The organism is Candidatus Obscuribacterales bacterium (assembly GCA_036703605.1).
Classification (GTDB): Bacteria; Cyanobacteriota; Cyanobacteriia; order RECH01; family RECH01; genus RECH01.
This window is the reverse complement of sequence record DATNRH010000655.1, coordinates 1-12,439: the sequence shown is the minus strand read 5'-3', so window position 1 is coordinate 12,439 and position 12,439 is coordinate 1. Positions and strand designations below refer to the sequence as shown.

12 protein-coding genes and 1 pseudogene are annotated in these 12,439 nt (G+C 54.2%); 6 read left to right on the top strand and 7 right to left on the bottom strand.

Annotated elements, in window-relative coordinates; translation table 11 throughout:
* Positions 1 to 1,330 (bottom strand): hypothetical protein (locus V6D20_13755; protein HEY9816844.1); only part of this gene is annotated, 1,330 nt, incomplete at its 3' end.
* A gap of 149 nt (positions 1,331 to 1,479) precedes the next feature.
* Between V6D20_13755 and V6D20_13750 the strand changes: the two genes are divergently transcribed.
* Entirely contained in the window at positions 1,480 to 1,626 is a 147-nt protein-coding gene (locus V6D20_13750) for a hypothetical protein (protein HEY9816843.1), read from the top strand.
* On the opposite strand, the pseudogene V6D20_13745 reads toward V6D20_13750, so the two are convergent.
* A pseudogene (locus tag V6D20_13745) lies at positions 1,623 to 2,141 on the bottom strand (phosphoribosyltransferase family protein). The gene V6D20_13750 and the pseudogene V6D20_13745 overlap by 4 nt on opposite strands.
* A 123-nt stretch (positions 2,142 to 2,264) precedes the next feature.
* Here V6D20_13745 and V6D20_13740 point away from each other — a divergent pair.
* Positions 2,265 to 3,230: a WG repeat-containing protein gene (locus V6D20_13740; GenBank protein HEY9816842.1), complete on the top strand. Its 966-nt coding sequence runs from the start codon at positions 2,265 to 2,267 to the stop codon at positions 3,228 to 3,230.
* Between the two features lie 19 nt (positions 3,231 to 3,249).
* On the top strand, positions 3,250 to 4,356 hold the full coding sequence (locus V6D20_13735) for an FAD-dependent oxidoreductase (GenBank protein ID HEY9816841.1): 1,107 nt from the start codon (positions 3,250 to 3,252) through the stop codon (positions 4,354 to 4,356).
* 4 nt (positions 4,357 to 4,360) lie between these two features.
* Here V6D20_13735 and V6D20_13730 read toward each other — a convergent pair whose 3' ends face one another.
* Together V6D20_13730 and V6D20_13725 are read right to left on the bottom strand one after the other, a co-directional pair.
* Positions 4,361 to 4,732 carry a DUF4864 domain-containing protein gene (locus tag V6D20_13730; GenBank protein HEY9816840.1) on the bottom strand — a complete coding sequence of 124 codons (372 nt, stop codon included), beginning with the start codon at positions 4,730 to 4,732 and terminating at the stop codon, positions 4,361 to 4,363.
* 177 nt (positions 4,733 to 4,909) lie between these two features.
* Positions 4,910 to 6,973, bottom strand: coding sequence for a prolyl oligopeptidase family serine peptidase (locus tag V6D20_13725; protein ID HEY9816839.1), 2,064 nt, complete (start codon positions 6,971 to 6,973; stop codon positions 4,910 to 4,912).
* A 155-nt stretch (positions 6,974 to 7,128) separates the two neighbouring features.
* On the opposite strand from V6D20_13725, the gene tatC reads away from it, so the two are divergent.
* Entirely contained in the window at positions 7,129 to 7,938 is an 810-nt protein-coding gene (gene tatC, locus V6D20_13720; GenBank protein HEY9816838.1) for a twin-arginine translocase subunit TatC, read from the top strand.
* A gap of 4 nt (positions 7,939 to 7,942) precedes the next feature.
* On the opposite strand, the gene V6D20_13715 is transcribed toward tatC, so the two are convergent.
* Entirely contained in the window at positions 7,943 to 8,257 is a 315-nt protein-coding gene (locus tag V6D20_13715) for a DUF3067 family protein (GenBank protein ID HEY9816837.1), read from the bottom strand.
* 549 nt (positions 8,258 to 8,806) lie between these two features.
* Between V6D20_13715 and V6D20_13710 the strand changes: the two genes are divergently transcribed.
* Together V6D20_13710 and petA are read left to right on the top strand one after the other, a co-directional pair.
* Positions 8,807 to 9,346, top strand: a complete 540-nt coding sequence (locus V6D20_13710) for a cytochrome b6-f complex iron-sulfur subunit (protein ID HEY9816836.1) — start codon at positions 8,807 to 8,809, stop codon at positions 9,344 to 9,346.
* 109 nt (positions 9,347 to 9,455) lie between these two features.
* Positions 9,456 to 10,445 (top strand): apocytochrome f, encoded by a 990-nt coding sequence (petA, locus tag V6D20_13705; GenBank protein ID HEY9816835.1) that lies wholly within the window; start codon positions 9,456 to 9,458, stop codon positions 10,443 to 10,445.
* Positions 10,446 to 10,573: 128 nt separating this feature from the next.
* Here the strand turns inward: petA and V6D20_13700 are convergent, their stop codons facing one another.
* Both V6D20_13700 and V6D20_13695 read right to left on the bottom strand, forming a co-directional pair.
* Positions 10,574 to 11,416, bottom strand: coding sequence for a DUF928 domain-containing protein (locus V6D20_13700; GenBank protein HEY9816834.1), 843 nt, complete (start codon positions 11,414 to 11,416; stop codon positions 10,574 to 10,576).
* Positions 11,417 to 11,824: 408 nt separating this feature from the next.
* The coding region (locus V6D20_13695; GenBank protein HEY9816833.1) for an adenylate/guanylate cyclase domain-containing protein at positions 11,825 to 12,439 on the bottom strand (615 nt) is incomplete at its 5' end.

Here is a 12,439-nt window from a genome sequence, read left to right as displayed (position 1 = left end):
CAGGCGTCGTGGTGTCTAAACTAGAGGAGTCGGAAGCTTCATCTTGCGGTATGAGCCCTGTTAAGGTATCAGATGAGCCTGCTGGAAAATCTGTTTCATCTAATGGCTGACCCGATGACTGCTCTGATAAACTAGGCGGTTCAGGACTGGGAATCGTTTGCAGCTGGCTAGCGGCAGTTTGAATGGCACGACGCAAATCTGAATCTTGGGAGAGCCGCTCGATCATATATAACGTGTCGGCATTGGCTGCATAGGCGATCGCCACACCAATGATCAAAGCGATGCCCTTAGCGTTGCGTTTATAGACCCCGCTTGCGCGCTCCATCGATTGATCAAACCAGCTACTCAGCTCAATTTCGAGATACTGAACACTTTTTTCGAGGGACTGTTCTAGAGTATCGACGCTGTTTTCAGCTATCCGTGCTAGGTCGCCCAAGCTGCGCTGAAGTTGCGGGGGTAGGGCAACCGACTGTTGAGATGGGGCGGTTGTTGCCAAGGCTTGATCCACCAGATCTCGCAGTTCTGGATGTAAGCGATCGTAGGTGGTGCGATCCGTTAGTAGACTGACAACTTCACTGAGGGTTGGTGGACTGATAGCTAGTCCTACAGACTGACGAAGATAAGGAAGTCGGCGACGAACAATATCTTTACAGTGATTATCATTAATCAGCAATTGATCAATGATTTGAATAAACTCTAATAGGTAAACCGTTACATCCTTAAGGCTTTGGCTAAGCGATCGCCGCTGTTGGCAAAAGTCATAAACAATGCGGTTGAGGTTTTGCTTAAGCTGCTCTACTTCTTGTTCAAACAGCGCATCATTGGCAACGCTGTAGCGTAAATCAAGTAAGATACTCTGAAGCTGTGTGAGCTTTTCCTCCACCGCATCCCGCAGCAAAATTTCGCTGTACTTATGCCCTAATTCCCGAATCCTCAACTTTTGAATCAAGGCAGCAGCGAAGGTTTGGGGAGGAATGTAGGAGGGGCCGCTAGCAGCTTCTCCAAAGATCTTGGGCGATCGCGTGAGGTTTGTATAAATACTGTAAAGCACCTGCCCAAACCAGCGAAATCCTCGGGCGATCGCCCCGGTGGCTTCTTGGTTAAGCGATCGCATCAGGGGAGAGCGGTATAGTTCATGGACAAACTCGGAGAGGTGGGATTGCCGCGCGTCATCACCCGTGATCAATTGGTCAACGGATTTTTTCAAATGCTCAGCTCGCCACTGCAGGACAGTACCGATTAATTCCTGAATCTCAGATGCTAGCAGGCTCAAAATTAGGTAAACAAAGATGAGGCCAATAGCAATATCTAAAATAAACGGTAGATCCATACAAGTCTCCTATCCCACCAGTACACCGCCAGGGTTCAACACCTACACCACGCGATCGCCCCGACAGCGTAGCACACCATATTCAAGCACAGTGCTGGGCGAATCGACATGAATAGGCCCTCACCGGAAAATCATGGACGAGGAGAGGGATGCGGATCGACGGTAGAAAGCAACAGCGATCGCCTCCCCGTAGACAAAACCTTGGCAATGCTTCCATGATGGCCAAGCTTTCGACGTCGTTGCTACGAGTCACCAAGCCATCCGCCCATCCACGATTCAGCGGGAGCGATCGCTAGGAAACCGGTGCATAGTTGGCTGCAAAGTCTTGGATACTCTGACTTTCGTACTGCTCAAAGGGCTGATGAATCCATGGATTATCAGGTAAGTAATCCACATAGTAATCTGGCTTGATCACCGAGCAGTCTTTGTACCACAGCACCGCCGTGCGCACGTCTTCGATATAAAACCCATAGCGGCGATCCAGCCAGGGAAGCGTTTTCTGCAAAGTTACCCCAGAATCGACCAAGTCATCCACCAAGAGTACATGGCTGCCCAAGTTCGCCGTCGTTTTTGTCAGATCTGCTCCAAAGGTAATCGAGCCACGGGTTTGGTTATTTTTGCCCCCCTAGGATGTCGTCGCCAAAATAGCTAGCGGGACATCATAGATGCGGGCCAAAATATCGCCGACCCGCAGCCCCCCCTTCGCCAAACAAACAATTTGATTAAACTGCCAGCCCGATTCGTATATTTGCACGGCCAGTTGTTCAATCTTTTGGTGATAGTCTGCCCACGACACATAGAGGTCTGACATGGTTGGCGCTCCTAACTCTTGGCAATCACGAATGAAAAGCATCATACAACTGTTGCAAGCGTTGGGTTAGATTGGGTTCATCCAAGATTCGTGACAACGGCCTCAGACACCCTCTAAAACACCATGCTGCTACACCATTCCCACCTGGCGCGATCGCTTGCCCCCATCGTGATCACGCTGAGTCTGGTTGGGGCACCTCAAGCTGCCCAGGGCACAGAGAGCGGCGATCGCCCCCGCCTATATCCCGTTCCCATTGATGGCCGCTGGGGGTTTATCGACGAGACGGGAGCAATCGCGGTAGCACCCAAGTTTGAAGAAGCCCAAGGGTTTTGGGGTGGAGAGCTGGCTCCGGTGCAGGCAGGCGGACGCTGGGGCTATATCGATCGCAGTGGCACCATGGTCATTACGCCCCAGTTTGACGCGGCAGGTCTATTCAGCCAGGGTCTCGGTGTCATCCAACAAGGTGACCTCTGGGGCTTCGTGGATGACCAAGGAGCGATCGCCCTGGAGCCCGACTATGTCTGGGGCTATGAATTTGGAGAGGATCAACTGGCCGCCGTAGCGATCGCCGACCAGGTCGCCGCTGACCAAGCCACCCGCTGGGGATTCATTGATCCTCAAGGCACGGTGATCATTCCCGCCAAGTTCTATGACGCTCGCTTCTTTGCCGAAGGGCTGGCTCCCGTCTCCGTTGCCCCCGCCTGGGCCGGCTATCCTAGCTGGGGATTTGTGGATACCACAGGACAGATGGCGATCGCTCCCCAGTTTGACGCCGCTTTCTCCTTTGCCGAAGGGCTGGCTCCCGTTAGCGTTCACGGGCGATGGGGATTTGTCGCCCCAGATGGCAGCTTGCCCATTCCTCCCCGCTATACCCAAGCTTGGATCTTTGGAGATGGACTAGCTCCGGTGCAAAACGTGGACGGTCTATGGGGCTTTATCGACCACCAAGGCGAGGTAGTGATTCCCTTCCGCTATGACTACGCCTATAGCTTTTCCGAGGGGCTAGCCTACGTTATGGTTGAAGGACAGCCAGCCTATATCAACTCAGCGGGAGACCAGGTTTGGACTGCTCCTGCCTCGACTCGCTAACCGGACATCGTTAACCCCTATGCCTCATCTTGCCATCATTGGCGGTGGTGTCGTTGGCGCAGCGATCGCCTACGAACTCAGCCATATTCCCAACCTGCATCTCACCCTGCTTGAGCAGCATCAACCTGCCCAAGCCTCCACCAGCGCTGCCCTCGGCGTTTTAATGGGAGCCATTAGCCATAAGACCAAGGGACGAGCCTGGCGAATGCGGGAAACCAGTTTGCGCTGCTACGACGCTTGGATACCCGAGCTAGAGCGTCTCACGGGTAAAGCCTTGCCCTACAACCGCCAGGGCATTGTTATGCTGCTGTCGGAAGGTGCCGATCTGGCCAATTGGGATACCCTGATCAGCACTCGTCGAGCCCAGGGCTGGAGCCTGGAATGTTGGAGTCGCGATCAGTTGCGCGATCGCTGCCCTCAGGTGCAAGATGACACGATTATGGCGGCGATCTATTCCTCCGGCGATCGCCAGCTCGATCCCACCGCTCTTACCCTCGCCTTATTGGATGTAGCCAAGCAGCGCGGTGTTGATCTGAAGCTAGAAACAGCCGTCACGGCCGTGGACTGTGCCACCGACGGGACGGCCCAAGTGCTGCACACTACAGCCGGCGACCTGGCCATTGATGGGGTAGTGATCGCCGCTGGCCTTGGATCCACGCCCCTCACGGCAGCGATCGCCCAACCGGTAGATATTCGTCCGGTGCTCGGTCAAGCCATGCGGGTGCATGTCCCGGTCGGCCTCGGCAACCCAGACTTTCAGCCCGTCCTCACCGGCAGTGACATCCACATCATCCCCCTCGGGGATGGCGACTATTGGATTGGCGCAACCGTAGAATTTCCCGACGATGCCGGTGAGATCCAGGCCCATCCGACACTGCTCAACCAAGTCTTAGAGGGGGCGATCGCCTTCTGTCCCAGCCTCAGCCAGGCCCAAGTGCTACAAACCTGGTCAGGCCTGCGTCCCCGTCCTTTCAACCGCCCGGCTCCCCTAGTGGAACCGCTGCCCGGAGTCGCCAACGTCTGGCTGGCCAGCGGTCACTACCGCAACGGCGTCTTACTAGCCCCAGCCACAGCCAAAGCGATCGCAGCCTGGGTACAGGAATTCTTTGAGCTAGAGCCGGCCTAGGCGATCACTCGACGCTTTCTGGGTCATGGATGGGCAACAGCAGGCAGCCATTGATCCGCCAACTGTGGTCGAGCTGCTGCTGCATCAGATAGAGGGCACGGGATAGGGTGCCATCCTGGCCCATCATCAACACCGATTGGGCGAGATGGTGATCAATCATTCCCACATCTTCAAAGATCACAGAGCGAGCTTGATACACCGGTGGATAGGCACGCCGCACCATGTGCATAAAGCGATCGGGGGTTTGAAACTGCAGTTGAATACTAGGGCTGGCGAAGGAAAAGGCCTGCATGGCATTACCCTGTTCAAACGCCTGTAACTGTTGAGAAATCGTGGTTTTGATCGCTAAGCGATCGCGTTCGGTGATGTCTATCATGACCTCGACTCTGCAGATGGTTCAATGGACGGTTCAACAGATAGTTCATGGGAAGAATGAAGACGGTCGATGTTCAGTGAGAGGACGCAACAATGGACAAGTACTTTGACGTCGCTCAAGGCTTAACTCCTAATGGAACGAGGATTGAGCGCAGTCGAAACCCGGCCTTGAGTCTACCTAGGTACCAATCCCTAAGGTTCTCACTAGGAAGGCGTAGCGATCGGCAATTTCTTCAATCACCTTGGCCGTGGGTTTACCAGCTCCATGCCCCGCCTTGGTCTCAATGCGAATCAGCACCGGAGCCTCACCCCCCTGGGCCGCTTGGAGAGCAGCAGCAAATTTGAAGCTATGGGCAGGCACTACTCGATCATCATGGTCAGCCGTGGTAATCAACGTGGCGGGGTAGGCCGTTCCTGGCTTCAGATTATGCAACGGTGAATAGGCATAGAGGGTAGGAAACTCGTCAGCATGTTCCGATGAACCATATTCCGAACACCAGGCCCAGCCAATGGTAAACAAATGGAAGCGCAGCATATCCATGACGCCCACGGCAGGCAAGGCAGCCCCAAAAAGCTCAGGACGCTGGGTCATACAGGCTCCCACCAACAGACCACCATTACTGCCACCGGCGATCGCTAACTTGTCCGATCGGGTATAGCCTTGGTCGATCAACCATTCCGCTGCGGCGATAAAATCATCAAAAACCGTTTGCTTGCGCTGCTTCGTCCCTGCCTGATGCCAGTCTTCGCCATATTCGCCCCCACCCCGCAGGTTGGGCACCGCGTAGACACCTCCCATCTCCATCCAAACCAGGTAGCTAGGCGAAAAACTGGGGGTGAGAGACACGCCAAAGCCACCGTAGCCGTAGAGTAAGGTGGGATTTTGACCGTCCAGCACCAACCCGGTTTTATGGGTGATGAACATGGGAATCTGGGTACCGTCGGCACTGGTGTAAAACACCTGGGTGGTGATGAAGTCTTCGGGATTAAAGTCCACTGTGGGCTGACGGAAGAGCTGGCTTTCCCCGGTCACGGCATCGTAGCGATAGATGCTGGTGGGGGTGGTATAGCCCGTGAAGCTGTAGAAGGTTTCCGTATCCTGGCGCTTGCTGCTAAAGCCCCCCACCGAACCAATGCCGGGCAGGGTCAGTTCTCCCAGGGGTGTGCCGTCTAGGGCAAAGCGCTGCACCTGACTGCGGGCATCTTTTAGGTAGGTGGCCACAAATTGATGATTCAGCACCGTCATGGATTGCAGGGTTTCCGCCGCTTGGGGAATCACCTCCTGCCAATGATCGCGATCGGGCTGGGTGAGGTCAATGGCAATCAACCGTCCCCGAGGCGCATCTAAATCGGTCTGAACCCAAAGGCGATCGCCCTCAGCTTCCACCACGTTAAACTCTGCCTCAAAGTCTCGAATCAGCTCCACGACTGGACTATCGGCCACGGTCAGATCTTTGTAGAACAAGAGATTTTTCGGTTCAGTGCCCCGCCAGACCGAAATAATCAACAGCCGTCCATCGTCCGTGACGCTACCGCTGAATCCCCATTCCTTCTCGTCAGGGCGATCGTAGATCAGCACATCGTCAGACTGGGGCGTCCCCAAACGGTGGTAGTAGAGCTTTTGGTAATAGTTCACCGCCTCAAACTGGCTGTCGGCGCTGGGTTCATCGTAGCGAGAGTAGAAAAAGCCTTGGTGGTCATGACTCCAGGCTGCCCCGGAAAACTTCACCCACTTTAGATGATCCGACAGGTCTTCCCCGGTTTCAACAGAACGCACCTGCCACTCTTGCCAATCGGAACCGGAGCTAGATAGCCCGTAGGCCATGAACCGCGCATCTTCACTGATGGCAAAACTCGATAGCGCCACCGTGCCATCCTCCGAAAGCCTGTTGGGATCGAGGAGCAGTTGGGGCTCGGCGTCTAAGCTGGGCAGGGTGTACAAAATGCTCTGATTTTGCAGCCCGTCATTTTTAAAGTAAAAGTAGCGATCGCCCATCTTGAACGGCGTGCCAAATTTCTCGTAGTCCCAAAGCTGGGTGATGCGATCGCGCAAGGTTTCTCGGGATGGAATCTGCTGGAGGTACTCAAACGTGAGCTGGTTCTGAGCCGCAATCCAGGCACGGCTATCCGGCGAATCAGGGTCTTCTAGCCAGCGGTAGGGATCCGCCACCGCTGTACCGTGGTAATCATCCACATGATCAACCTGCAGACTGGAAGGATAGGTGAGGGGAGTTTCAGCCATGGCGATCGCCGCAAATCCAACACCTTTCACTCTATCGCGTTTGCCCACAGCCCGACCAACCCACCACGATGGGCCACACTGAGGGTATTAAGGAAAGGCTGGGTGCGTCATAATAGTGAGCAGATTGCTGACTTAACCCAAGATCGATAGAACCCATGACCCCTCCCTCTGACCTTGAGACAGCGACGCAAGATATCAACCCAAAGCTAGCTAGCGCGCAGGCTAACTCGCGTTCAGCCAGTGATGATTCCGTCGATGAATTTCCTGATGAAGTCGAGATGTCAATTTTTGACCATCTTGAGGAACTCCGTCAGCGCATCTTCTACTCCCTGGGGGCGGCCATCCTCGGCGTGATTGGCTGCTTCCTGTACGTGAAGCCTATCGTGCAGCTCCTCGAAGTGCCTGCCCAGGGCGTCAAATTTTTGCAGCTCTCCCCCGGAGAATATTTCTTTGTATCCATCAAGGTGGCTGGCTATAGCGGTCTCTTGGTAGCAACACCCTTCGTGCTCTACCAAATTGTGCAGTTTGTGCTGCCGGGGCTATCGCTGCGAGAACGCCGCTTGATTGCGCCCATTGTCTTTGGATCGAGCATCTTGTTCGTTGCTGGACTGGGCTTTGCCTACATCGCCCTCATTCCTGCCGCCCTCAACTTCTTCATCAACTACGGCGACGGCGTGGTGGAGCAACTGTGGTCCATCGATCGCTACTTTGAATTTGTGCTGCTGCTGTTGTTTAGCACCGGTCTAGCGTTTCAGGTGCCGATCATCCAGCTCCTGCTCGGCACCTTAGGCATTGTGTCATCCCGGCAAATGCTGTCCAACTGGCGATACGTGATCATGATCGCGGCGATCATGGGCGCAGTCCTCACCCCGTCTACCGATCCCGTCACCCAAAGTCTGTTTGCCGGCGCAGTGTTAATTCTCTACTTCGGCGGGATTGGCATGGTAGTTGCCACTGGACGGTAGCAGCCTAAAACTCCAGCAACCACTCCGAGGCCCGTTCCCCTAAATCAATGGGGATACTTACCGCCTTGCCCAACCGGGGGCGATCGCGCGTCTGTTCAATATACTGACGAATGTACTGTTCGCTGCCCCAAGCATTCATATAGTGAGCGATCGCCTCCAGATGGGCGAAATAGTCGGCTTCACTGCGGGGAAACGACACCTGCTCCAAATATTTCCACATCACCTGTAGAAACACCTGGTCTTGAATGCGTCGTAGCTGTAGATCGTACGATCGCCCCCATTTGTCCATGAGTAGCTGATGCAGCTCCTCTCCTGTCATGATCTGTCCTGCTGCTAACCCGTTCCTATCTATCTTAAAGGCTATTGATGGGCGGTATCACTCCCAGCGTCTGACCTGTGGGGTCTTAGGACAACCCACCCCCGTCTCTGAGTGCAAGTGCTTTCAAAGCCCCTCTACCGCCCTGGGAGAGGGGTTTGGGGTGAGGGTCTTCAAGGTTGGTCAGTCAACCAGTCCCCATCTATCTCCTCATCCCAAGATGCAGGCGATCGCCCATAGACCAGGATTTCTAGTAACAACAAACGCGCCACATTCGATCAAAACTTAATATTTTTTCATATTGAAATCCCTAGGTTTCACGGCATTTCTAAGGCTGTACAATGCTTCTAGAAGAAGTGTAAATTTCTATCATTAATTGCTTGTGTAACTAATCGTTAAGTCCGGCGATGGTAAGCGTGGCTGTCAAAGCGGCAGGGCGTTGGGGCGATCGCATTGGTTTAGCTTTCCGAGAGTGATCTGACTTAAGAAAGCGATACGATTAAACACAGAACACTTGTAGAACACGACTCAAACGCCGTATCCAATAAAATCATGACACAACTGTCTGGAAATGCTGATGTGCCCGATATGGGGCGTCGTCAGTTTATGAACCTGCTGACCTTTGGTGCTGTGACAGGAACCGCCCTAGGGGCCCTCTATCCCATCGTGAAATATTTCCTGCCTCCCTCCAGTGGTGCTGGTGGCGGCGGTGTCGTTGCAAAAGATGCCCTTGGTAACGACGTCGTTGCGGCAGACTTTTTGGCGAGCCACAGTGTAGGCGATCGCGTGTTGGCCCAGGGTCTTAAAGGCGACCCCACCTACATCGTGGTTAGCAGTGCCGAAGAAATTGCTCCCTACGGTATCAATGCAGTCTGCACCCACTTGGGTTGCGTGGTGCCTTGGAATGCTAGTGAAAACAAATTTATTTGCCCCTGCCATGGGTCACAGTACAACAGTGAAGGTAAGGTGGTTCGCGGCCCCGCACCGCTGTCCCTAGCGCTTGCCCATGCTGAAGTAACCGATGGCAAGGTAGCCTTTGTTCCTTGGACAGAAACCGACTTCCGCACCAACGAATCTCCTTGGTGGAGTTAGGCGATCGCAGTCCCCAACGCATGTCTCGCGATCCTTTACCGTTCCGATGCATCCCTTGGCTGCTCGGTTTTTAACCCATACCCCTGTCTTGTTGAGCTTTCTGGTACCCATGAAATCAAGAATTTGGTCTGCGCTGCTGCCACGTAGCGCCAAGCTGATGGCGAAGGGCACCCTCGCCTTGCTGGCTGCCTTAACGATTTTCCTCGGTAGTGATCTGCTATTGCCCCAATCGGCGGCAGCTTATCCCTTCTGGGCACAGCAAAACTACGAAAGCCCCCGTGAAGCAACGGGGCGCATTGTTTGTGCAAACTGCCACCTTGGCGCAAAGCCCACCGAACTGGAAGTGCCTCAGTCGGTGCTTCCCGATACAGTCTTCAAGGCTGTGGTGAAAATCCCCTACGATAGCGATGCTCAACAGGTTCTGGCCACCGGAGAGAAAGGTGGTTTGAACGTGGGCGCGGTGCTGGTTTTACCCGAGGGTTTCACCATTGCTCCTAGCGATCGCATCCCAGAAGAGATGCAAGAGGAAGTTGGCCCCAGCTACCTCTTCCAAACCTACAGCGAAACCCAGGACAATATCATCCTGGTTGGCCCGCTGCCCGGTGAGCAATATCAAGAAATCGTCTTCCCCGTCCTATCGCCCAACCCAGCCACCGATAAGTCGGTGAGCTTTGGTAAATACTCGGTGCATGTAGGCGGTAACCGTGGCCGCGGTCAAATCTACCCCGCGGGCAACAAGAGCAACAACGCCATCTACAACGCCTCTGCTTCCGGTGTTGTGAGCAAGATTGCTGCTGATGAAACCGGTGGCTACAACGTGACCATCCAAGCAGAAGACGGCAGTGTTGTGGTTGATAACGTTCCGGCTGGGCCAACGCTCGTGGTTTCGGAAGGCGATGTGGTCACCACCGGCGCTCCTCTCAATGCTGACCCCAACGTGGGTGGCTTTGGTCAAAAAGATGCAGAAATCGTGCTGCAAAGCCCCACTCGCATCAAGGGTCTGATTGCCTTCATGGCAGCAGTGATGCTATCCCAGGTGATGCTGGTGCTGAAGAAGAAGCAAATCGAGAAAGTGCAAGCTGCAGAAATGAGCTTCTAGAGGACTCCAGCGGTTGGGCGATCGCTCGCCGCTGACCCATTCTCACCACCTAGTTAAAACGGGGAGGCGATCGTGCGATCGCCTCCCCGTTCGTTTTAAAGAATAGTCAACTCATCTGGCGGCTGGGTCTAGTTGCCCGTGCCGTTATCCATCTCGCTATTCCCGCCATCCTCCATCCCGCCATTAACGCCATCCTCCACCGACGTCAGCGGCAAGAACTCCGCCTCCGCTAGGTACTCTAACTCCACCGAGGACAGCAAGCTAGACCACTGCTCTTGGATTGCAGCACTGGTGGGGTTGGCCAAGCGCAGGTCAGCGAGAGAAGCGATCGCTTCATACCAGAGACCCGATTGCGCATAGAGCGCTGGGCGATCGCTCTCCGGTAGGGTTTCTAGCTCCATGGCCAAGGTGGCAGGAGTTTCAATGCGCTGTAGCCAGCCCGAGACCATGGAATCTCCCGATCGATCGGTGCGATCGCAGATTAGAGAGAAGATCCATTCGTAGTTTTCGCCTATGGCCAATTCCGGTAAGCCCACCGTCGAAGGCAGGTGGATGGCGATAACTCCCGGTTCGCCCGTGACTTGAAACTCGGAGGCATAGATTTCATCGCCAGCTTCATTCAGCAAGATAAACTCTGCTGCTTCTGCATTGAAGTCGGGGACATAGAAGTAGAACGTTGGATAGGCTGCTAGGGTTTCACCATAGCCATTCATGGGCATCAAAGCTGTCAGAGGCTGCGGGCTCATGCAGCCGCCCCGAGTGCCACCGCCCTCTCGACGACCAGGAATACCGCGATCGGGGGGAGTATAGTGCGTACCGCCGCCCACTAACCGACCTGGGCTGCCGCGATCCGGGGGCACAAAGTCTTCTTGAGCAAGGGTAGCTAGGGTAAAGGGGGTGCTCATCCACAACCCAGCAGAGACTAGGATGTAGGCGGTAATGTTCTGGGAAAGAAGCTTGAGCGAAGACATAGTTAGTAAGCGTCCTGCTATCAATACGATAATCAACAATGTTGAAAGCTTGGGTTCAGCATGAAGGCTGATGTCACCGGCACAGAGGGTAAACGCAACTGGCCAACCTAGCGACAGTTACACAGAGGTGCATCTGTCGTTGTGTCGAGATGGGCTTGGTAACCGCATACTTTCTGCAAAACTGGCTTCCACCATCCTCTCGGGATTCTCACTGATGGGTCTTGATCAATTAAGACTGAATACCCGAGGTAGAGTTCCAGTCCAACATAGATAGGCTATAGTCCACCGTCAATCTGTCGATTAACCTGGAAGCACCAGGTTGAGAATTACCCCATCTGCCTTGAGTGCCGAAGGAACTCTTCCTAGAAGGTACATGACATCCGTGCGAACTATCACCTGTTGTGTTAATTAATTCTTCACAGAATCTGTATCGATTTTCGTATAGGTTGACGATTCTGCATTGAGATAGTAAACCGATGGTTGATCTGCCTTCGTAGACGGCACCACCACGCGATAGACCTGCACCGTTTGCTCTCGTCCTCGCAACAGCATTCCACCCCAGTCCTCTAACTCAAACTGCTCATCAAGGTACTGGCGGGTTTCCTCCGCAATCAAAATCCGGCACTGTCCTGGGTGAATGTCTTTACAGCAGCTTTCTAAACGAGAGGCAATATTAACGCTGTCTCCAATGACCCCGTATTCCAATCGGTTTTTTCCCCCCAGGCTACCGGCAATAATGCTGCCTGTGAAAATGCCGATGCGAATGTGACATTCCGGTAGCCCCCTAGCTTGCCATGCTTGGTTCAGTACCCGTAGGCGATCGCCCATATCTAAGGCACAACTGACGGCATGGCGAGCATCTTGAGCAACTTCGTCCTCGGTCGTTCGTCCCACAGGCACCCCAAAAACCGCGATCAGTCCATCACCGGTAAATTTGTTGACGATGCCCTGATGCTCTTGAATAGACTGGGTCATTTCATCTAGATATTCATTCAGCCACAGCAGCACCCGATCAGGAGACTG

Coding starts and splice junctions, on each gene's coding strand:
- V6D20_13750 (HEY9816843.1), top strand. CDS start 1,480: ATGCGGATCGACGGTAGAAAGCAACAGCGATCGCCTCCCCGTAGACAA.
- V6D20_13740 (HEY9816842.1), top strand. CDS start 2,265: ATGCTGCTACACCATTCCCACCTGGCGCGATCGCTTGCCCCCATCGTG.
- V6D20_13735 (HEY9816841.1), top strand. CDS start 3,250: ATGCCTCATCTTGCCATCATTGGCGGTGGTGTCGTTGGCGCAGCGATC.
- V6D20_13730 (HEY9816840.1), bottom strand. CDS start 4,732: ATGATAGACATCACCGAACGCGATCGCTTAGCGATCAAAACCACGATT.
- V6D20_13725 (HEY9816839.1), bottom strand. CDS start 6,973: ATGGCTGAAACTCCCCTCACCTATCCTTCCAGTCTGCAGGTTGATCAT.
- tatC (HEY9816838.1), top strand. CDS start 7,129: ATGACCCCTCCCTCTGACCTTGAGACAGCGACGCAAGATATCAACCCA.
- V6D20_13715 (HEY9816837.1), bottom strand. CDS start 8,257: ATGACAGGAGAGGAGCTGCATCAGCTACTCATGGACAAATGGGGGCGA.
- V6D20_13710 (HEY9816836.1), top strand. CDS start 8,807: ATGACACAACTGTCTGGAAATGCTGATGTGCCCGATATGGGGCGTCGT.
- petA (HEY9816835.1), top strand. CDS start 9,456: ATGAAATCAAGAATTTGGTCTGCGCTGCTGCCACGTAGCGCCAAGCTG.
- V6D20_13700 (HEY9816834.1), bottom strand. CDS start 11,416: ATGTCTTCGCTCAAGCTTCTTTCCCAGAACATTACCGCCTACATCCTA.